Here is a 22037-nt window from a genome sequence, read left to right on the forward strand (position 1 = left end):
GCCCGAATTCCTTCGGGCGGGGTGGTCAGCCGAGGCCGAGCTCCCGGTCGATGAAGTCGAAGACGTCGTCGGCGGTGGTGGCGTCGGCGATCCCGCCGGGGACGGCGGCCGTGCGCTCCGTTTCCCCGGCTGCCTCGCCGGCCCTGGCGAGCAGGGTCCGCAGCCGGTCGACGACCCGTCCGCGCCGGATCTCCTCGGGCGGCAGCGCGGTGACGGCCGCTTCGATGCGGTCGAGTTCGGCGAGTACGGACAGCCCGTCCGCCGGGCCGTCCTGGCAGAGTTCCGCGCGCAGGTAGTCCGCCAGCGCGGCCGGGGAGGCGTGGTCGAAGACCATCGTGGTCGGGAGTCTGCGGCCGACCGCGTCGCTGAGCCGCTTGGTGACGTCCACGGCGGCGACCGAGTCGAAGCCGAGGTCTTCGAAGGGCCGCGCCGGGTCGAGCTGTTCGGGACCGTCGTAACCGAGCAGCTCGGCGACGTGGGTACGGACGAGGTCGAGCAGCGTGCGGGTCTGCTGGGGCTCGGGCAGCGCCGCCAGGCCGGCCACGAAGTCCGGTCCCGTGCCGTCGGAACCGCCGGCGCCCGGGCCGGGGTCCAGGGCCGCCCGGGCCGCCGGCAGTTCGTTCAGCAGCGGGCAGGCCCGGGCGAAGCCGTACGTGGGCGCGAAGCGCGACCACTCGATGTCGGCGAACACCAGGTGGCTCTCGTCGTGATCGAGCGCCTGCCCCAGCCCTTCCAGGCAGCGGCCGGGATCCATCGGAGGCGCGCCGATCCGGCGCAGTGCCGCGCCGAGTGCGGCGTCCACCATGCCGCTGTCCCAGGAACCCCAGGCGATGGAGGTCGCGGTGCGGCCGTTCGCCCGACGGCGCTGGGCGAGTGCGTCGAGGTAGGCGTTGGCGCCGCCGTACGCGGCTTGCCCTGCGCTGCCCCACACGGCGGCGCCGGAGGAGAACAGCACGAACGCGTCCAGTGGCCGGTCACCGAGGAGTTCGTCCAGGTGCCGGGCGCCCGCCATCTTGGCGCGCGCCGTCTCCGCGAACTCCTCGACCGACAGCTCGGTCAGCGGTGCGATGCGCTGCATCACACCGGCGGCGTGCACCACCGCGGTGAGCGGATACTCCTCCGGAATCGCGGCCAGCACGTCGCGCAGCGCTGCCCGGTCGGCGACGTCGCAGGCCTCGACCGTGACCCGCGCACCGCGCTCGGTCAGCTCGCGCTCCAGCTCGGCGACGCCGTCGGCGTCCCGGCCGCGGCGGCTGGTGAGGAGCAGATGTCCGGCCCCGCGGTCGGCCAGCATCCGGGCGACATGGGCACCGAGGCCCCCGGTACCGCCGGTGATGAGGACGGTGCCGCTGGGCCGCCAGTCCCGCGGCGGCACCGCCGTACCGAGCGGGGCATGTGTCATGCGCTGGGTGTACCGGCCGCCGTCCCGGACGGCGACCCTGTCGTGGCCCTCGGTCGACGAGGCGGGCGCCACCGGGGCCGCCAGCACGGCACATACGTGGTCCAGGACCTTCGCGTCCACGGCCGCGGGCAGGTCGATCATGCCGCCCCAGGTGTCCGGGTGGTCCAGGGCAAGTCCCGCGCCCATGCCCCAGAGCATGGCCTGCGAGGGATTGTCGGGCTCCTCGTCCGCGGTGACCGCGACGGCACGTGCGGTCACGCCCCACAGCCGCGCCGTGACGCGCGCGTCCGCCAGGGCCTGTACCAGCGTGACGGTGTCGGCGACGCCCCGGGCGAGGTGCGGGTGCCGGGGGTGCGGTACGTCGTCGAGCGCGAGCAGCGAGAGGACGCCGGCGAGCTGCCGTCCGCGGCCCGCAGCCTCACCGGTGACCTCGGCGACCTGCCGTGCGAGAGCGGTACGGTCGGCACCGGTCGCCTCCAGGTGGACGAGCTGGTCGGCGCGCCCGGCCAGCCCGTCGAGGAGCGCGGCAGCACGCTTGTCGTCCCGGTATCCGGCGGGTACGACGACCAGCCAGGTGCCCGGCAGGGCGGCCTGCGGCGCGTCGTCCCTGACCGGAGCCCAGGTGAGTCGGTAACGGTGACTGTCGAGCCCGGCCCTCGGCTCCTGGACACCTGCACCGGTCGGCGCCGCGGAGGGCCGGCCGTCATCGCCCGCGGGCCGGTCGAACCAGTACCAACGGCGCTGGAAGGCGTACGTGGGCAGGTCCACCCGCCGGGCGCCCCGCCCCGCGTAGTAGGCATGCCAGTCCACCTGCGCACCCGCCACGTGTGCCGCGCCGAGCCCGAGGGCGAGTTCACTCTCCTCGTCATGGCCGCGGCGCAGCAGCGGCACGAACGCGGCGTCGCTGCCGTCGGCCAGGCAGGACGGGCCGGTGGCCGACAGTACGGCCGCGGGGCCGACCTCGACGAAGGTCACAACACCGGACTTCTCCAGGACCCGGACGGCATCCGCGAAACGCACCGCCTCGCGCACATGCCGCACCCAGTAACCGGGAGCGGTCAGCTCATCGGTGACCCGGTCGCCGGTGAGCGTCGAGATGAAGGGAATCCGGGGTGTGTTGTAGGTGAATCCCTCAGCCATGGTCCGGAACTCATCGAGCATCGGCTCCATCAGCGGTGAGTGGAACGCATGCGAGACCTGGAGGCGCGTCACTTTGCGGCCTGCGCCCTCGAAGTGCGCTGCGATCGCCAGGACTTCGGGCTCCGCGCCGGAGACCACCACAGCCGACGGACCGTTCACCGCCGCGATGCTCACCCCGTCGGCAAGGTGCGGCAGCACCTCCGCCTCCGAAGCTTGCACCGCCACCATCGCGCCGCCCGCGGGCAGCGCATCCATCAGCCGGCCGCGCGCCGACACCAACCTCGCCGCATCGGACAGCGACAACACCCCGGCCACATGCGCCGCCGCGATCTCACCGATGGAATGCCCGGCCACGAAGTCCGGACGCACCCCCCACGACTCCATCAGCCGGAACAACGCCACCTCGAAGGCGAACAGCGCCGGCTGGGTGTTGCGGGTGCGGTTGAGCAGTTCCGCGTCCTCGCCCCACATCACCTCCCGCAGTCCCGGCTCCAGCTCACCCAGTACCGCGTCGAAAGACTCGGCGAAGACCGGGAACGCCGCATACAACTCCCGGCCCATTCCCAGCCGCTGCGCCCCCTGGCCCGTGAACAACAACGCGCTGGGGCCGTCCGCGGCCTTGCCGCGCACCGTGCCCGTCGGGGCCTCGCCGTCCGCGAGGCGGGTCAGGTCGCGCAGCAGGTCATCGCGTGTACGGGTGACGAGGGCCGCCCGGTGTTCCCACGCGGAGCGTGTAGTGGCGAGGGAGTGTCCCAGGTCGAGGAGGGGCGTATCGGTGCCGTCGAGGTGGTCCCGCAGGCGCCGGGCCTGTGCGTTGAGGGCTTCCGGGCTGCGGGCGGAGAGGAGGAGCGGAACCGCCGTTGCGGGGCCCTCCGACCCGTTCACCGCTCGCTCCGGCTCGGGCGCGGGCGGCGCCTGTTCCAGCACCACGTGTGCGTTGGTGCCGCTGAGTCCGAAGGACGACACGGCCGCCCGCCGGGGACGTCCCGCCTCCGGCCACGGGCGTGCCTCTGTCAGCAACCGAACGTCGCCCGCCGACCAGTCCACCTGCGGCGATGGCTCATCCACATGCAACGTCTTCGGCAATACGCCGTGCCGCATGGCCTCGACCATCTTGATGATTCCGCCGACACCGGCGGCGGCCTGCGTGTGCCCCACGTTCGACTTCAGCGACCCCAGCCACAACGGCTCACCACCGGCCCGCTCCTGCCCGTACGTCGCCAACAACGCCTGCGCCTCGATCGGGTCGCCCAACGTCGTACCCGTACCGTGCGCCTCTACCGCGTCCACGTCCGACGGGCTCAACTGCGATGCTTGCAGGGCCTGTTGGATGACTCGCTGCTGTGACGGGCCGTTCGGTGCGGACAGGCCGTTGCTCGCGCCGTCCTGGTTCACGGCCGAGCCCCGTACGACGGCGAGGACCGGGTGCCCGTTCCGTTGCGCGTCCGACAGTCGCTCCACCAGGAGCATGCCGACGCCCTCGCCCCAGCCGGTGCCGTCCGCGGCCGACGCGAAGGACTTGCAGCGGCCGTCCGGGGCCAGCCCGCGGTCCTGGCTGAAGCCCACGAAGGAGTCGGGTGTGGTCATCACGGTGACCCCGCCGGCCAGGGCGAGCGTGCACTCGCCCGAGCGCAGCGACTGGACCGCCAGGTGCAGGGCCACCAGGGAGGACGAGCAGGCCGTGTCCACCGTGACCGCGGGTCCCTCCAGCCCGAGCGTGTAGGCGATGCGTCCGGAGACGACGCTGGCCAGGCGGCCGTAACCATTTGCCGCGTAGTCGTGGTACGCGACGCCGGCGAAGACGCCGGTCCTGGAGCCCTTGAGGGAGGTGGGGGCGAGGCCGCCGCGCTCCAGGGCCTCCCAGGCGGTCTCCAGGAGCAGCCGCTGCTGCGGGTCGGTCTCCCTGGCCTCCCGCGGGCTCATCTTGAAGAAGTCGGCGTCGAACTCCCCTGCTTCGTGGAGGAATCCGCCCTGGCGGCTGTAGGTCTTGCCCGGGGTGGCGGGCTCGGGGTCGTAGAGGTTCTCGATGTCCCAGCCGCGGTTGCCGGGGAAGCCGGTGATGGCGTCCCGGCCGTCGGCCACCAGGTCCCACAGCTTCTCCGGGGTGTCCACATCGCCGGGGAAGCGGCAGGCCATGGACACGATCGCGATCGGCTCGTGGTCCTTGGCCTCGGCCTCGCGCAGCCGCCTGCGGGTCTGCTGGAGCTCGGCGGTGGCACGCTTGAGGTAGTCGCGAAGCTTGTCGTCGTTCCCCATTGCCATCAGCCAATCTCCAGGTTGTCCAGCGCCTGGAACAGTTCGTCATCGGTCGCGGACCCGTAGTCGCCGGATGCTCCGTCATCCGTCGGGCCGGTGCCTCGGGCGTCCCGCCATCTGCGCAGGGCCGCCTCCATGCGGGCGGCGATGCGCGCACCGGCCTCGCTGTCCGGCCCGTGTGCGTGGAGTTCGGCATCCAGGGCCGCCGCCACGCGGTCGAGTTCGGTGAGTGCGCGCCGGACGGGGTCGTCGCCGTCCGGGGCGGTCCCGGCGAGCAGGAGTCCGGTGACGGAGCGGGCTGCCGGGTGGTCGAAGACGAGGGTGGCCGGCAGGTCGATGCCGGTGGCCGCGGTCAGTCGTCTGCGCAGTTCGACGGCGGCGACCGAGTCGAAGCCGAGTTCCTGGAAGGCGCGGTCCGGCTCCACGTCGTCGAGGGATTCGATGCCGAGGACACCGGCGACCTGTCGGCGTACGAATTCCAGGGCCGCGCGCTCCCGTTCGGTCCCGGTGAGCTCGGTGATGGCCTGCCAGGGCGCGGTGTCGTCACCGGTCGCGGCGCCACTGTGATCGCCGTCCCGGGCCGGAGCAGGGGCGGATACGGCGCCGGGCTCCGCGGCGAGCCAGTACGGCTTGCGCTGGAAGGCGTACGTCGGGAGGGGGACGCGGCGGGCGTCCCGGCGGGCGTAGAACGCCGGCCAGTCCACTTCGGCACCGCGGGCGTGCAGTTGCGCGAGCGCGGCCACGACGGTGGCCTCCTCGTCGCGGTCCCGCCGCAGGGCCGGGACGAAGGCGGGCTCCCTGCCGTCCTGCCGGGTGGTCACGCTGCCGGGTCCGGTGCCGCTGAGGACCGCGTCGGGACCGAGTTCGAGGTAGGTGTCGACGTGCAGGGCGTCCAGGCAGCTGACGGCCTCGGCGAAGCGGACCGCCTCCTGGACGTGGCGGACCCAGTAGTCCGGGTTCGTCAGCTCGTCGGTGACCGGGGCGCCGGTGAGCGTGGAGACGAACGGGATCTGCGGCCTGCCGTACGACAGTCCGGACGCGATCTCCGCGAACTCGGCGAGCATCGGCTCCATCAGGGGCGAGTGGAAGGCGTGCGAGACCTTCAGGCGGGCCGTCCGGCGGCCGAGTGTCGTGAAGTGGTCCTGGACGGCGTGTACTTGGGATTCGGCGCCGGAAATCACGAGGGAGTCCGGGCCGTTGACCGCCGCGATGGTCACCCCGTCGGTCAGCCGTGGCCGCACTTCTTCTTCCGTCGCCTGTACGGCCGCCATCGCGCCGCCCGCGGGCAGCGCGTCCATCAGCCGTCCGCGCGCGGTCACCAGCTTCGCCGCGTCGGCGAGGGACAGGACATCGGCGACCCGGGCGGCGGCGATCTCGCCGATCGAGTGGCCGGCCACGAAGCCGGGCCGTACTCCCCAGGACTCCACCAGCCGGTACAGCGCCACCTCGAAGGCGAAAAGCGCGGGCTGGGCGTACGCGGTGCGGTGGAGCAGTGCCGCGTCCTCGCCCCACACCACGTCCCGCAGCGGGCGGTCGAGGTGCTGGTCGAGTTCCGCGAGCGCGGTGTCGAAGGCGCGCGCGAAGACGGGGAAGGCGCGGTGCAGCTCGCGGCCCATGCCGAGACGCTGTGCGCCCTGTCCGGTGAAGAGGAAGGCGGTCGGGGCGCCGGAGCGGGCCTGTTCCCGTACGGCTCCCGGCGGGAGCTCTCCCTCGGCGAGCGTCTCCAGGGCGCGGAGCGCCTGTGCGGTGTCCCGTGCCACGAAGGCGGCGCGCCGCTCCAGGGGTGCCCGGGTGGTGGCGAGCGAGTACGCGAGGTCGACGGGCCGGGCGTGCGGCTCCTGACGCAGTAGCTCGGTGAGGCGGCCGGCCTGGGCGCGCAGGGCGCCCGGGGTACGCGCGGAGAGCACCCAGGGCAGCGGGACGGCCGGGTCCGTGGCCGCCGGTGCTGCGGGCTCGTCGGCCGGGGCCTGTTCGAGGACGACGTGTGCGTTGGTGCCGCTGATGCCGAAGGACGAGACGCCCGCCCGGCGCGGGCGCCCGGTGTCCGGCCAGGCGCGGGCCTCGGACAGCAGCTGGACCGCGCCCGCGTCCCATTCGACCTTGCTGGAGCGCTCGTCCGCGTGCAGTGACTTGGGGAGGGTGCCGTGGCGCATGGCCTCGACCATCTTGATGACGCCGGCGACGCCGGCCGCGGCCTGGGCATGTCCGATGTTGGATTTGACGGACCCCAGCCACAGCGGTGTGCCGTCCGGGCGGTCCTGGCCGTACGTCGCCAGCAGCGCCTGGGCCTCGATCGGGTCGCCCAGTGTCGTACCGGTGCCGTGTGCCTCGACCGCGTCGACCTTCGACGGGCCGATTTGCGACGCGGCCAGGGCTCGCTGGATGACGCGCTGCTGCGCGGGGCCGTTCGGCGCGGACAGGCCGTTGCTCGCGCCGTCCTGGTTGACGGCCGAGCCGCGGACGACCGCGAGGACCGGGTGCCTGTTGCGGCGCGCGTCCGACAGCCGCTCCACCAGGAGCAGGCCGACGCCCTCGGAGAATCCGGTGCCGTCCGCCGACTCGGCGAAGGAGCGGCAGCGGCCGTCGGGCGACAGGCCCTGCTGGAGGCCGAACTCGATCAGTACTTCCGGGGTGGCCATCACGGTGACCCCGCCGGCCAGGGCGAGCGTGCACTCGCCCGAGCGCAGCGACTGGATCGCCAGGTGCAGTGCGACCAGGGAGGACGAGCACGCCGTGTCCACCGTCACCGCGGGGCCTTCGAGGCCGTACGTGTACGAGAGGCGGCCCGAGGCGATGGAGCCGGTGGCGCTGCTGTTCGCGTAGTCGTGGTACATGGCGCCGGTGAAGACGCCCGTGGGGCTGCCCTTGAGGGTGCCCGGGTCGATGCCCGCGCGTTCCAGCAGTTCCCAGGAGGTCTCCAGCAGGAGCCGCTGCTGCGGGTCCATGGTCAGCGCTTCGTTCGGGGCGATGCCGAAGAACTGGGCGTCGAACTCGGCGGCGTCGTAGAGGAAGCCGCCGGAGGTCGTGTACGTCCTGCCGGGTGTGCCGGGTTCGGGGGCGTAGATCCGCTCGATGTCCCAGCCCCGGTCGGTGGGGAATTCCGATACGGTCTCCCGCTCCTCGATCAGCAGCCGCCAGAGGTCTTCGGGGCTGTTGACGCCGCCGGGGAAGCGGCAGGCCATGGCGACGATCGCGATGGGCTCGTCGTCGGGACGCGCGGTGCCGGGCGAGTGCACGGTGGTGCCTGCTTCGGCGCCGAGTGCCCGCTCCTTCAGAAGCATCGCGACCGCACGGGCCGAGGGGTGGTCGAAGATCAGCGTGGCGGGCAGTCGCAGGCCGGTCCCGGCGCCGAGCCGGTTGCGGAGCTCGACAGCGGTCAGCGAGTCGAAGCCGAGCTCCTTGAAGGCGCGGTCGGGATCGACGGCGTCCGGCGAGGCATGGCCGAGTACTTCGGCGGTCTGGGTGCGGACCAGCTCCAGCAGGAGCCGGTCCTGCTCGGCGTCCGGCAGCCGGACGAGCCGGTCCTGAAGGGTGCCGCCCGTGGTTCCGCCGGTACGGGCGGCCTGGCGGGCCGGGACGCGTACCAGGTCGCGGAGGACCGGCTGGGCGTCGCCGGCCAGCGCCTGAGTGCGCAGCGCGTGAAGGTTGAGGTGCAGGAGGAGTTGCAGGGGGGTGCGGGCGGGGTCGCGCAGTGCCGCGTCGAAGAGGTCCAGTCCCTCCGCGGTCGACATGGCGGGGAAGCCCTGCCGGGCCAGGCGCTCGATGTCCGCCTCGCCGAGCTGCCCGGTCATGCCGGTGCCGGCCGCCCACAGGCCCCAGGCCATGGAGGTCGCGGGCAGCCCGGCGGCCCGGCGGTGGTGGGCCAGGGCGTCCAGGAAGACGTTGGCGGTCGCGTAGTTGGCCTGGCCGCCGGCGCCGAGAGTGCCGGCAGCCGAGGAGTACAGGACGAACAGCGCGAGGTCCCGGTCGGCGGTCAGCTCGTGCAGGTGCCAGGCGGCGTCCGCCTTGGGCGCGAGGACCGCGTCGATCCGCTCGTCGGTGAGGGACGTGACGATGCCGTCGTCGAGGATGCCGGCGGAGTGCACCACGCCCGTCAGCGGGTGCGCTTCGGGAATGCCGGCGAGGAGCTGCCGGAGCGCGGCGCGGTCGGCGACATCGCAGGCGGCGACGGTCACCTGGGCGCCCGCGGTCTCCAGCTCGGCGACGAGTGCGGGGACGCCGGGAGCGTCCGCGCCGCGGCGGCTGGTGAGCAGGAGGTGCCGGACACCGTGCTCGGCGGCCAGGTGCCGCGCGGTGATCGCGCCGAGCCCGCCGGTGCCACCGGTGATCAGGACGGTGCCTTCGGGGTCGAGGGCCGGGAAGGCGTCGGTCCCGGCCGGCTCGCCGGTGGTTTCCGGGGCGTGGCCGAGGCGGGGCAGCAGCGCCTGGCCGGTGCGCAAAACGAGTTCGCTCTCACCGTGGTCGATCGCGGCGGCCAGGGCCCGCAGTGATTCCTCGGTGCCGTCGAGGTCGACGAGGCCGAACCGGCCGGGGTTCTCGGCCTGGGCCGCGCGGACCAGCCCCCAGACGGGGGCGACGGTCAGGTCCGGGCCGTCCGCCGCGTCCGGGACGCCCGGTGCCGATACGGCGTTACGGGTCACGAAGACGAGCCGGGTGTCGGCGAGCCGCTCGTCCACGAGCCAGGTGCGCAGCAGGTCCAGGACCCGGTGGGCCATGGCCCGTACGCCGGCGGGCACATCGGCGGGCGGTGTGTCGGCGGGCGGTGTGTCTGCGGCGAGCGGTACCAGGACGACCGGTGGCACCGCACCGGCCAGCAGTTCTTCGAGGTCCGCCGCGTGCGGCAGGTCCAGGAACGTGGGCGCTGGCCCCAGTGTGACGAGGTCCGCCGCTTCCGGAACGGTGTCCGGGAGCGGCGTGGCCACCCACCGCAGGTGATACGGGCGTTCCGCCGTGCTGCCGCTCGCCGCTTCGAGCTGCTGTGCCGAGACGGCCCTGGCGACGAGCACGCCCACGCTCAGTACGGGAGCGCCGGTCTCGTCGGCCGCCTGGATGGCGGTGCCGCCCTGGTCGGCGGGGGCGAGGCGGACCCGCAGCGCGGTGGCGCCGCTCGCGTGCAGGGTGACGTCGTTCCACGCGAACGGCAGTACCGTCGCGCCGCTCTCGTCTCCGTCGGCGACCAGTTCGGGGTGGAGCGCGGCGTCCAGCAGCGCGGGGTGGAGGCCGAAGCGGGCGGCGTCGGCATGGGCCCGGGCGTCGAGGGAGACCTCGGCGAACAGCTCGTCGCCGCGGCGCCAGGCCGCCGTGAGGCCCTGGAAGACCGGTCCGTACGCGTACCCGCGGGTCAGCAGCCGCTCGTACGCGCCGTCCAGGCCGATCGGCTCGGCCCCTTGCGGCGGCCACTGGGCGAGGTCGAAGGCGGGGGCCGGGGCGCCGGTGGTGAGGGTGCCGGTGGCGTGGCACGTCCAGGGGGCGCCTTCGGCGGGGCCGCGGGAGTGCACGGTGACCGGCCGTGCGCCCCGCTCGTCGGCGCCGCCGACCCGTACCTGGAGGTCGACGGCGCCGGACTCCGGCAGGACCAGGGGGGCCTGGAGGGTGAGTTCTTCCAGGACGTCGCAGCCGGCCTCGTCCCCGGCGCGGACGGCCAGTTCCACGAAGGCCGTGCCGGGCAGCAGCACCGTGCCCAGCGCCTCGTGGTCGGCGAGCCAGGGGTGGGTCTGCCGTGAGATGCGGCTGGTGAAGAGGTGGCCACCGAGTTCGGCGGGCTCGACGGTGGCGCCCAGCAGGGGGTGGTCGAGCGCGGCCTGGCCCACGCGCTGGATCTCGGTACCGGGCATGGGCACGTCGAGCCAGTAGCGGGTGCGGCGGAAGGCGTACGTCGGCAGGTCGACGAGGTCACCGGACGCGAAGAACGGTGACCAGTCGACGGGCACACCGCGGACGTACGCCTCGGCGAGCGAAGCGGTGAAGTCGGCGAGGCCGCCCTGGTCGCGGCGGAGCGATCCGATGACGGCGGCGGGGCGGCCGGTGGCCTCGATGGTCTCGCCCACGCCGATCTTGAGGATCGGGTGCGGACTGGACTCGACGAAGAGGGAGTGGCCGTCGGCGAGGAGGGCCCGGGTGGCGTCCTCGAAACGTACGGTCTGCCGCAGGTTGGTGTACCAGTACTCGGCGTCGAGCGCGGTGGTGTCGAGCACCGTGCCGGTGACGGTCGAGTAGAAGGCGACGGAGGCGGTGCGCGGCGTCACCGGTGCGAGCAGGGCGAGGAGTTCGTCGCGGACGGCTTCGACGTAGTGCGAGTGGGAGGCGTAGTCCACCGGGATCTTCTTGGCGCGTACGCCGTCCGCGGTGAGCCGATCGTGCACCTCGTCCAGGGCCGCGGTCTCGCCGCACACGACGGCGGTGCCGGGACCGTTGACGGCCGCCAGCTGGACCCGGCCCTCCCAGGGCCGCAGCCGCTCGGTGAGCTGCTGGGCCGGGAGCGGTACGGACATCATGCCGCCCTTGCCCGCCAGGCTCCGGCCGATCAACTGGCTGCGCAGGGCGACGACGCGGGCGCCGTCCTCCAGGGACAGCGCGCCGGCCACGGTCGCCGCGGCGATCTCGCCCTGTGAGTGGCCGACGACCGCGGACGGCTCCACACCGTAGGACCGCCACAGCGCGGCGAGGGAGACCATGACCGCCCAGAGCACGGGCTGCACCACGTCGACCGGGTCCAGCGTGGGGGCGTCCGGCTCCTGGCGCAGGACGGCCAGCAGGTCCCAGTCGACGAAGGCGGCCAGCGCGTCGCGGCACTGCGTCATCCGCTCGGCGTACGCCGGGGCCGTATCGAGGAGTTCGAGGGCCATTCCGGCCCATTGCGAGCCCTGGCCGGGGAAGACGAAGGCGAGCCGGGGGTTGCCCGCGGCTCCGGTGATCACCGCGGCCTCGTCGCCCGCGGTGCTGCCTTCGGCCAGCGCGTCGAGTCCGGTGAGCAGCCCGTCCCGGCCCCGGGCGACGACGACCGCGCGGTGGGTGAGCGCGGCGCGCGTGGTGGCCAGCGAGCGGGCGACATCCACGGGCCGGTATGCGGGGCGCTCGGCCACATACTGGCGCAGCCGGGCCGCCTGGGCCCGCAGCGCTTCCGGGCTCTTTCCGGAAATGGTCCACGGAATGACGGAAAGCAATTCCGCACCGCTCACCGAAGGCACCCCCATAAACGGCATGATTGACATGAATGATTGGCGGCCGGCCAAGAATTCCGGAACTCTCTGCAACGATCCTGGTTGCGTCGGGCCGCCCCGCCAACCCCTTACTTGATTGCCCGGCCCCTATGCGCGGGCGCCGGCTTGAGCAGGTCACCGAACTCCGGGTACTGGGCGATGGCCTGTGCGCGGGTGAGCGGTGCCCGGCGCGGTCCGCGGGCGACGGTCAGCAGCGCCGGCAGGGTCATCATGCTGCTGGGCGGGGCGTGCAGGGCCGCCACATTGAACGACGCGTTGGACAGCGCGGCGTTCTCCGTAGTCATCCGGGCGAACCGGGCGGTGAACCGGCGCAGCGGTTCGGGGGCGCGCTTGATGGTCAGCTCGGCTCCGGGGAACCACTGGTCGGCGCCGACGGCCATTTGCCAGGGGCCGTCGGCGGCCTTGGCGATGGCCTGTTGTGCGGCGCGGCCGAGGCCCGGTGCGATGCCGTGGCGTGCGGCTTCGGTGCGCAGGGCCAGCGCGCCGAGCGCGGCGATGGACATGCCGGTGGCGTGGTTCGGGTTCAGGGTGGTGGCGGCGTCGCCGATGACGACGAGGCCTTCGGGCAGCGGCAGCTTCTCGTACCGGCGGCGCCAGTTGGGCATGCCGCGGTAGGCGCGAATGGGGCCCGCGGGGGTGGCCGCGGCCATCAGGTCGGCGATGGCGGGGTCGCGCAGTTCCCTGGCGAACGCCGTGAAACCGGCCTCGTCGGTGGGGGGCTGCCCACCGCGGGTACCGATGAGGGCGACGATCCAGCGGTTGCCCTCGTTGGGGAGCAGCGCACCGCCGCGGCCGGGGCTTCCGGTGCCGGAGCGGGCCTGGATGAGTACTCCGGGGAAGTCTTCGGGTACGCCTTCGGGGGCTTCGTAGCTGCGGCTGGCGTAGGCGAAGCCGGCGTCGACCCGCTCCTCCTGGACTTCGGGGAGCCCGAGTTCGGTGAGCCACTGCGGGGTCCGGGAGCGGCGCCCGGTGGCGTCAACGACGAGGTCGGCGTCGATGGTTTCGTCCTCGGCTCCCTCCCGGTCGATGCGCACGCCGGTGATGCGGTGACGGTCGCCGGTCAGGCCGGTGGCCTTGGCGGACTCGAGCACGGTGATCTTCTTGTCGGCGAGGACCCGGGTGCGGACGACGTGGTCGATGAGGTCACGGCTGCAGGCGATGACGTACGCGTCGCCGCGGTGCCGCCGGTACCAGCCTTCGGCGGAGAGTGTCAGCAGGTCACCGGGCATACCGCGGCGCCGGGCACCGGCCGCGAACAGTGCGTCGGTGGTGCCCGGGAGCAGCTCGTCGAGTGCCTGCGCGCCACCACTCATGAACATGTGGTTGTGGTGGCCCTGCGGCAGGCCCTTGCGCGGGGCCGGACCGTCGGGGAACCGGTCGCTCTCGATGACGGTGACGCGGTCGGCGCGGCGGGCGAGTGCCGCCGCCGCGAGCATGCCGGCCATCCCGCCGCCGAGCACCACTGCACTGGTCATGGTCTGGAATCCTCCTGGAACGGGGTGCGCGCGGTGCGGTGGCCGGCGTGCGGGCGGGTCACTGGGCGACGCCGGAGACGGCGAGGTACTGCTTGATGCGGTGCGCGGCGAGCGCGGGGTCCGGGAAGAGGCCCAGCTCGTCGGCGAGCCGGTAGGCCGTGGCGAGGTGCGGTACGGAGCGGGCGCCCTGCTCGGCCCACACCATGCGGGAGTGTTCGGCGTGGCCGGCCAGCCAGGCCAGGAAGACCAGCCCTGTCTTGAAGAACAGCGTGCTGCGGCCGGGGCCTTCGAAGACGTGCCGGGCCAGCGGGAGAGTGGTGTCCAGGCGGCCGCGGAAGCCCTGCTCGTCGCCCGCGTCGAGGGTGCGGAACGCCTCGGCGGCGACCGGCGCGAGGAGGTCGAAGACGGGCGAGAGCGCGTCGCTGTGGCCCTGTGCGTCGCCCGCGATCAGGTCGGTGTACGTGTCGTAGTCGCCGGTGTAGAAGCGGACGCCGTCGGGCAGCCGGCGGCGCAGCGCGGTCTCCGCCTCGGGGGTCAGCGGGGCGACCTTGACACCGTCGATGCGGTCCCGGTGGGTGGCGATCAGGTCGAGGAACGCCTGGGTGGCCTGCTCGGCCTCGGCGTGCCCCCAGTACCCGGCGTGTCCTGGTACCCACTCGGGCAGCAGCCAGTGGAGGACGGCCGGGCGGCTGGTCTGCGCGAGGAGCGTGGCGTAGACGCCCGCGTACTCCTCGGGGGTGCGGGCGGCCTGCGCGAGCGCTGTGCTGGCCTGGATGATCGCGGTGGCGCCGGCTTCCTCGGCGACCTCCAGCTGCTCCAGGTACGCCTTCTTGACGTCGTCGATGCTGTGCTGGGCGAACGGGTCGAGCTGATCGGTCCATACGCCCACGGCGAGCCGGCCGCCGACCGCGCGGGCCTCGGCACCGGAGCGGCGGATCAGTTCGGCGGCGGTGGGCCAGTCGAGACCGGCGCCGCGGTGTGCGGTGTCCAGGGCCTCGGCGACGGTGAAGCCGTGGGACCACAGGTGCCGGCGGAAGGCGAGGGTGGCGTCCCAGTCGAGGGACTGCGGCGGGGGCGGGCCGAGCGGCGGGCCGAACGGCTCGTTGGGTGCCAGCGGATCGCCGACGACGTGGGCGGCGGCGAGTACGGAGCGGTCGGCGAAGGGAGTGCTGTCGGGCGTGAAGGAGCGCGATTCGGCGCGCGGCTGATAGGCCGTCAGGCTGCCGTCGGTCGCGGGGAGCTTGATCACGGGGCCTCTTCTCAGTGGGCCTGGTTCACCAGGTGACGGGCAGGGAGTGCATGCCGTAAATGAGGGTGTGGCTCTTGAACTGGAGCTCGTCCTCCGGCACGGCCAGCCGCAGGCCCGGGATACGGGCGAAGAGGGTATTGAAGACGATCTCCAGTTCGATCCGCACCAGGGAGGCGCCCGGGCACTGGTGGTTGCCGTGGCCGAAGGCCGAGTGCAGCTTGATCTCGCGGTGGATGTCGAACTCGTCGGGGTTCTCGAAGGCGGTCTCGTCGCGGTTGGCCGAGCCGTTGAGCGCGATGATGCCCTCGCCCGCGCGGATCAGCTGCCCGCCGATCTCGATGTCCTCCAGCGCGACCCGGCCGGTGGCGGAGTCGGCGATGCTCAGATAGCGCAGCAGTTCCTCGACCGCCACGTCGGTGAGCGCGGGGTCGGCCTTGATCTCGGCCAGCTGCGCGGGGTGGTTGAGCAGCGTCGCGGTGCCCAGGGCGATCATGTTGGTGACGGTGTCGAAGCCGCCGAAGAGCAGCATGCGGGCGAGCGCCACGATGTCGCCGTGCTCCAGCGTGCGCTCTTCCTTGTTGCGCTCGATGATCCGGCCGAGCAGATCGTCGGTGCCCTCCGCGGTCTTGGCGGCGACCAGCTTGTCGAGGTAGGCGTCCATCTCCGCGGTGGCGGCGCCCACTTCCTCGGGCGAGACGTCGCTCTTGACGGTCTTCTCGGCGAACGCGCGGAAGGTGCTGATGTCCTCCAGCGGGACGCCCATCAGCTCGCAGAACAGCAGCGACGGCACGGGGATGGCGAGCGCCTCGACGAGGTCGACGGGGCCGCCCCGGTCCAGCATGGCGTCGATGTGCTCGTCGACGATCTCCTGGATGCGCGGGCGCAGGGCCCGCATCCGCTTGACGGTGAGCTCGGGGATGATGGCGCGCCGGCGGACCGTGTGGTCCGGCGGGTCCATCGCCACCAGCGGGAGTTCCATGGTCTGCAGGACCTCGTCCGGCACCGGGAACTGCAGCGGGTACCCGGGGAGCTTGACGCTGGAGCTCATCTCGGATGCGGTCAGGACCCGGCGGACGTCCTCCTGCCGGGTCACGACCCACACCTCGCGGCCCGAGAGCGCCAGCTTCACCTTGGTCACGGGGTTTTCGGCGCGCATTTCCGCGTAGGCGGGCGGCGGGCTGTAGGGGCACTTCCGTTCCATCGGGAAAGACGGAAGAGCGGTGGCGGATTCCGCACTGGTGGTGTCAGTCATGGAATCAGGCTAGGCGGCCGGAACTCTTTGACCGCCCCCTAACCGACCCCTAAATCGACTACCGGAACGGGGAATTCGGGGAAATGGGTTCAGCGCCCGTCCCGGGGGTGGACGGACGCTGAACCGGTATTCCGGATATGGCTTGTCGTTCTCTTACGCGGGCAGCGCCGCCTCCATGGGCCGTACCTTCAGCGCCTGCCAGGTCGGCACCAGGGTCGCGCCGATGGTCAGCACTCCCGCGAACCCGACCGTGGCGAGGTACATCCAGATCGGTCCGGTCGGGGTCGGCGAGTCGGCCCGGGCGAGGCTGAAGGGGATCAGCGTCATCGGAGCGACCAGCGTGCCGAGGAAGATGCCGATCCCGGCGGTCATGCCGCCTTCGAAGGCCATCATCCGCAGCACCTGGGCGCGGGTGGCGCCGGTGAGCCGCTGGAGCCCGAACTCACGGGTGCGGCCGCGGATCGCCAGCCACAGGGTGTTCATCACCGAGATGGTGATGTAGCCCAGGAGCGTGCCGATCATGAGGTAGCTGACCAGGGCCTGCGCGCCGAGGTGGTGGGCGAAGGCGTCGGTGAGCCGGTCGCGGTCGACGACCTCGGTGCCGGGCAGCTGCTTGGCCACCGTACCGAGGGCCGTCGCGAGCTGCGCGTCGTCCGCGCCCGCCTTGGGGGCGACCACGATGTGGCTGGGCAGCGGGCTCCGGGTGTGCCGGGCGAGGGTGTCCGCCGACATCATGATCGTCTCGAAGCTGGGCTTGGCCTCGACGAGCGCGACGATCTTCAGCTTCTCGGTGGCTCCGTCACCGAAGCGCAGCGTGATGCTGTCACCGATACCGGCCTTGAGCTCCTTGGAGAACGCCTCCGCGATGGCCACGGAGTTGCCCTTCAGGTCGGCGAGCCGGCCCTTGACCTCGTCGGCGGCCCCGACCTTCGCGGCCGCTTCCGGGGTGTAGCCGAGGAACTGCCAGCCCTCCAGGTCCTTGTTGCCCCACGGGTCCTTGGGGGACTCGATGAAGCCGGTACTGGCCACGAACTCCGAGGCCGCGCCGACCTCGGGCAGCGCCCGCACCTTCTCCAGTACGCCCGGCGCGAGGCCGTCGGATCCGCCGCGCAGGACGGCATCGCTGGCCAGGTTCTCGGTGTAGACGCTCTTGACGCTGCTCTCGGTGGAGATCAGGTAGAGGTTGGCGGTGGCGATACCGGTCAGCAGCATGATCGGAGTGACCACGGCGGCCATCCGGACCGCCCTGGCACGGGTGTTGAGCGCCGCGAGGTATCCGGAGAGACCGGAGACCGCGCGCAGCAGCGGGGACAGCACCGCGGTGAGGCCCTTGGCGATGACCGGACCGAGCAGCGCGAGACCGATCGCGAAGAAGATCGACGCGAAGGTGGACGGGCTGGCGATGAGCGGCCCGGTCACCAGGTTCAGCGCGACGTACCAGAGCTGACCGCAGAGCAGGAAGCAGATGATCGCGATGATCGGGCGCACCTTGCCCAGCTTGAACTTCGCGCCGCCGTCGTCGGCGAGCGCCTCGGCCGGCTTGGTCAGCGTCGAGCGGCGGCCGGCGACGATCGCGGCGATGCCGGAGGCGAGCAGCGCGACCACGACGGCGATGGCGGTGGGCAGCCAGCCGCGGTAGAAGACGAAGCCCTCGGGGGCGATGCCGGTGGCGGTCAGCTGGTCGAAGAGCCACTTGCCGGCGGCCAGGCCGGGGAAGGCGGCAAGTGCCGTGGCGAGGACGGAGATGGCGACAGTCTCGCCGACGATCATGCGGCGCAGCTGACGCGGGGTGGAGCCGATCGCCCGCAGCAGGGCCATTTCCTTGTGGCGCTGCTGGAAGGAGAGCGACAGGGTGGAGGCGACACCGAGGACGCCGACCATGAGGGCGAGGGCGCCCAGCAGGCCCGCGATGACGATGAGGTCGGTCATGTCGACGTCGCCGTACTCGGCCTTGCCGCGCTCGTCACCGGTGAGGGTGATCGCGCCGCTGCCGGCGATCGCCTGGTCGACCTGGCGCTCCAGCGCCTTGAGGTCGGTGCCCGGCTCGGTGAGCAGGCCGATGGAGTCGGCCTTGCCCGGGGCCGGGGCGAACTTCTCCGCGTCGGCGGTGGAGAAGAAGAGACTGGACTCCACGGCCTCGGCGGACGGTTCGGCAACTCCGGTGACGGTGAACTGCTGGGTGCGCCCCTGCAGCGACACGGCGATGGAGTCGCCGGCCTTGGCGCCGGCTTCCTTGGCGACGCCGGAGTCCAGGACCACCTGGCCGGGCGCGGTCGGCGCCTTGCCCTCGGCCAGCCGGTACGGCATCAGTGCCGCGGACTCCCAGCCGTGGCCGAAGGACTTCTCCTCCTTGCCGACGGGCCGGTCGCCCTTGAGTGCGGTGGCCGCGAAGGACCGGTCGACGACCGCCTTCTCGACACCCGGCAGGGAGCCGACCTTGTCGGCCAGCGAGGCGTCGACGCGGACGCGTTCGCTGAGGTGCGCGACGGGACTGCCGGCCTCTTCGTACTCGCCGTTGCCGGCCACGAGGATCGGCGCGGCATCCAGCCGCTGCGCCGGGAGTACGGCCCGCAGGCCGGTCTCCATCATGGCGCCGGCGGCCGTCATGATCGCTCCGGCGAGGAACATCGCGACGAAGGTCGCCGTGAAGGCCCGCCAGCGGAAACGCACTGTTCGCAGGGAGAGTTTGAACATCAGAAGCCTCCGGCAACCGAGGCGCGGGCGGCGACGGCGTCGCCGAGGTGGGTCATCTGCTCGGCGACCGAGGCCGCCGAGGGGTGGTACATCTCCGTGGCGAGCTTGCCGTCGGCGAGGAAGACCACGCGGTCCGCGTAGGAGGCGGCGACCGGGTCGTGGGTGACCATCACGATGGTCTGGCCGCTCTGGTGGACGGAGTCCGCGAGCAGCGAGAGCACCTCGCGTGCGGTGCGGGTGTCCAGTGCGCCGGTCGGCTCGTCGGCGAAGATCACCGCGGGCCGGCTGACCAGGGCTCGCGCGATGGCGACCCGCTGCTGCTGGCCGCCGGACAGCTCGGTGGGACGATGCCCCGCCCGATCGGTGAGGCCGACGCTCTGGATGACCTGCCGCACCAGGTTCTTGTTGGGTTTGCGCCCGGCGAGCTGGAGCGGCAGGACGATGTTCTGCGTCACGGTCAGCGCGGGCAGCAGGTTGAACGCCTGGAAGATGAAGCCGATCCGCTCCCGCCGGAGCAGGGTCAGCTCGGTCTCGCTCTTGCCCTGAAGGCTGATGCCGTCGATGGTCACCGCACCGGCGGTCGGCTCGTCGAGACCCGCCGCGCAGTGCAGCAGGGTGCTCTTGCCGGAGCCGGAGGGCCCCATCACGGCGGTGAAGGTCCCCTTGTGGAAGCCGAGGGACACACCCGCCAGCGCGGCGACGGACGTGCTGCCCCTCGTGTAGACCTTCTCCACGGAGTCCAGGCGGACGGTCTCCGTGATGCCCCCGTTGCCAAGTGTGTCCACTTGCCTCTCCTCAGCCTTCAGTTTTCTCGTCTGTCGCCTGCGCGATCTCAGGTACGAGATTAGGAAGCGCCGCAGCTCCCCGGTATGGGCTTAAGACGCCGCTGGGGGTGGTGCTAGCCCCCCTTTTGCAGGGTGGTGACAGCGGCCACTTCCTCCCGCTCGACGGTGGTGTCGGGGGCGGTGGCACCGTCCTGCGGGGTGTTGCGCACGTGGTGCAGGCGCCACACGGTGAACACGGCGGTGGCCAGGGCGACGACCGCTCCGAAGACGGCGGCCACCCGCATCGCGTCCGTGAAGGCGGAGTCGGCAACGGACAGCAGCGCCTGGGACGCCTCCCCCGACAGCCGGCCGGCCGCTTCCACCGCTCCCCCGAGGGTCTGCCGAGCGCTCTCCAGTACGTCCCCGGGAACCCCGGCCGGCTTGTTGTCCGCCATGGCGCCGCGGTACACGGCGGCGCCGATGCTGCCGAAGACGGCGATGCCCAGGGCGCCGCCGAAGTCCTGGAAGGTCTGGGTGAGCGCGGACACGGACCCTGCACGCTCGGGTGGAGCGGCGGCCACCACAAGGTCGGTGACCAGGGTCAGGACGATCGCGGCGCCGACCCCGATGGCCGTCGCGCCACCGATGACCACCGGCAGGTTCTGCTGGACGGTCACCTGCGTCATCACCAGGAAGCCCGCCCCGACCAGGACGAAAGCGCCGCCGATCACATAGGCGGGCGGCACCCGGTTGGCCAGCACCACCGCGAACGGCGCGAGCAGCATGGTCAGCGCGGGCGGCGGCATGGTCCACAGGGCCGCTTCCAGCGGCCGCATGTTCAGCACGTCCATGAGGTACTGAGTGGTGAAGACGCTGAAGCCGATCAGGCAGGCGAAGGACAGCAGACTGAGGCTGATCGCCGGGCTGAAGCCCTTCCGCTTGAACAGCTTGGGGTCGATCATCGGGTGGGTCAGCCTCGTCTGCCGCCGCAGGAACACACCGAGGACGACGATGCCGAACACCATGGCGGCCACGCGGGGCAGCTCCAGGCCCTTGGTGGCGACCTCCTTCAGCCCCCAGATCACCGAGAGCACACCGACCAGCGACAGCAGCGCGCTGAGCACATCGAACCGGCCCACGTCGGCCCGCGGCCGGCGGAACTCCGGTACCAGTTTCGGCACCAGGGCGAGCATGACGACCAGCACGGGCACGTTGATCAGGAAGATCGAGCCCCACCAGAAGTTGTTCAGCAGGCTGCCGCTGATGACGGGACCGATCGCGGAGCCGGCGGAGTTGCCGATCGCCCAGATGGAGATGGCCGTACGGCGCTGCTGCTCGTTCCGGAACATGTTGCTGACCAGGGAGAGCGTCGACGGCATCAGCGTCGCGCCGCCCAGGCCCTGCAGCGTGCGGGCGAGAATCAGCATCTCGGGGCTGTTGGCGTACGCGGCGAGCACCGAGGCCGCGCCGAACAGCATCGCACCGATCATCAACAGGCGTCTGCGGCCGATGAGATCACCGACGCTGCCCATCGTGATGAGCATGCCGGACAGCACGAAGGCATAGATGTCGATCATCCAGAGCTGCTGGGTGCTGCTGGGCCCCAGATGGGCGGCGATGGACGGCACCGCGAAATACAGCACCGTCATGTCCATGGAGATGAGCAGCAGCGGCAGCACGAGGACACCGAGCGCCAGCCACTCCTTGCGCCCGGCCCGCGGGCCCGCGGCACCACCTGCCGTACCGTTCACGTCCTCGTCGTTGGCGGTCATGCCACGGCTCCTCGTTCGTCGGGAGTGCGTACCGGCGCCGCCTGCTCGACATGGCCACGGATGGCCTCGAGGACCCGCGCCGACTGGGAATTGAGGTAGAAGTGCCCGCCGGGGAAGACCTTCAGCTCGAAGGAGCCGTCGGTGTGCTCGCGCCATGCCTCGGCTTCGTCGCGAGTGACCTGGGGATCCGCGTCGCCCGTGAGGGCAATGACCGGAGCGGCCAGCTTCGGGCCGCCCCGGAACCGGTAGGACTCGGCTGCCTTGTAGTCGCTGCGCACGGCCGGGAGGATCATGCGGACCATCTCCGGATCACCGAGCACCGCGGCGTCGGTGCCGCTCAGCCGGGTGATGTCGGCGAGGAGCTGGTCGTCGGTACGCAGATGCACCCGCTCGTCGCGGAACCGCGACGGTGCCCGGCGCCCGGACGCGAACAGCCCCAGTACCGTGCTGCCGCGCGCCTCCAGCTTCCTGGCCACCTCGAAACCGAGCGAGGCGCCCATGCTGTGGCCGAAGAGCGTCAGCGGGCGGTCGGCCCAGCGCAGCAGTTCGGGCAGCAACGCGTCGGCGAGCCGGTCGATGTCGTCGATGCACGGTTCGCCGCGCCGGTCCTGACGTCCCGGATACTGCACGGCCAGTACGTCGATCCCCGGCGACAGCGCCCGCGAGACCGGGAAGAAGTACGAAGCCGACCCGCCGGCGTGCGGGAAGCAGACGAGTCGGGTCACAGCATCAGGCGCCGGATGGAAGCGCCGGATCCAGGCACCGGTGTCTGAAGACACTCCTGCCATGTCCCTTCGGTATCCCTTCAATAAG

The 22037-nt window shown here is 72.1% G+C and carries 9 protein-coding genes; all 9 read right to left on the reverse strand.

Annotated features, from left to right (window positions below; translation table 11 throughout):
• Positions 1-25: 25 nt before the first annotated feature.
• Complete coding sequence (locus AB0I82_RS06025) at positions 26-4798, reverse strand: SDR family NAD(P)-dependent oxidoreductase (RefSeq protein ID WP_363256096.1); 4773 nt, start codon at positions 4796-4798, stop codon at positions 26-28.
• Between the two features lie 5 nt (positions 4799-4803).
• Entirely contained in the window at positions 4804-11976 is a 7173-nt protein-coding gene (locus AB0I82_RS06030) for an SDR family NAD(P)-dependent oxidoreductase (protein ID WP_363255850.1), read from the reverse strand.
• A gap of 110 nt (positions 11977-12086) precedes the next feature.
• Positions 12087-13493, reverse strand: coding sequence for an FAD-dependent oxidoreductase (locus tag AB0I82_RS06035; RefSeq protein WP_363255851.1), 1407 nt, complete (start codon positions 13491-13493; stop codon positions 12087-12089).
• A gap of 58 nt (positions 13494-13551) precedes the next feature.
• A complete protein-coding gene (locus AB0I82_RS06040) occupies positions 13552-14742 on the reverse strand; it encodes a DUF993 family protein (protein WP_363255852.1) in 1191 nt (396 codons plus the stop codon).
• Positions 14743-14767: 25 nt separating this feature from the next.
• Positions 14768-15994: a cytochrome P450 gene (locus AB0I82_RS06045; protein WP_363255853.1), complete on the reverse strand. Its 1227-nt coding sequence runs from the start codon at positions 15992-15994 to the stop codon at positions 14768-14770.
• A gap of 153 nt (positions 15995-16147) precedes the next feature.
• Complete coding sequence (locus tag AB0I82_RS06050) at positions 16148-18688, reverse strand: FtsX-like permease family protein (RefSeq protein WP_363255854.1); 2541 nt, start codon at positions 18686-18688, stop codon at positions 16148-16150.
• The gene (locus AB0I82_RS06055; RefSeq protein ID WP_363255855.1) at positions 18688-19473 is read right to left on the reverse strand and encodes an ABC transporter ATP-binding protein; all 786 of its coding nucleotides are present in this window, start codon (positions 19471-19473) and stop codon (positions 18688-18690) included. The genes AB0I82_RS06050 and AB0I82_RS06055 overlap by 1 nt, the downstream gene beginning before the upstream one ends.
• A gap of 113 nt (positions 19474-19586) precedes the next feature.
• Positions 19587-21224, reverse strand: a complete 1638-nt coding sequence (locus AB0I82_RS06060; RefSeq protein ID WP_363255856.1) for an MFS transporter — start codon at positions 21222-21224, stop codon at positions 19587-19589.
• Positions 21221-22012, reverse strand: coding sequence for an alpha/beta fold hydrolase (locus tag AB0I82_RS06065; protein ID WP_363255857.1), 792 nt, complete (start codon positions 22010-22012; stop codon positions 21221-21223). The genes AB0I82_RS06060 and AB0I82_RS06065 overlap by 4 nt, the downstream gene beginning before the upstream one ends.
• Positions 22013-22037 lie beyond the last annotated feature (25 nt).

The organism is Streptomyces sp. NPDC050315 (genome assembly GCF_040655775.1).
Taxonomy (GTDB): domain Bacteria; phylum Actinomycetota; class Actinomycetes; order Streptomycetales; family Streptomycetaceae; genus Streptomyces.

Bases quoted from the DNA above. Each gene is read 5' to 3' on its own strand.
- AB0I82_RS06025 (WP_363256096.1), bottom strand. From the start codon at position 4,798: ATGGGGAACGACGACAAGCTTCGCGACTACCTCAAGCGTGCCACCGCC.
- AB0I82_RS06035 (WP_363255851.1), bottom strand. From the start codon at position 13,493: ATGACCAGTGCAGTGGTGCTCGGCGGCGGGATGGCCGGCATGCTCGCG.
- AB0I82_RS06045 (WP_363255853.1), bottom strand. From the start codon at position 15,994: ATGACTGACACCACCAGTGCGGAATCCGCCACCGCTCTTCCGTCTTTC.
- AB0I82_RS06050 (WP_363255854.1), bottom strand. From the start codon at position 18,688: ATGTTCAAACTCTCCCTGCGAACAGTGCGTTTCCGCTGGCGGGCCTTC.
- AB0I82_RS06060 (WP_363255856.1), bottom strand. From the start codon at position 21,224: ATGACCGCCAACGACGAGGACGTGAACGGTACGGCAGGTGGTGCCGCG.
- AB0I82_RS06065 (WP_363255857.1), bottom strand. From the start codon at position 22,012: ATGGCAGGAGTGTCTTCAGACACCGGTGCCTGGATCCGGCGCTTCCAT.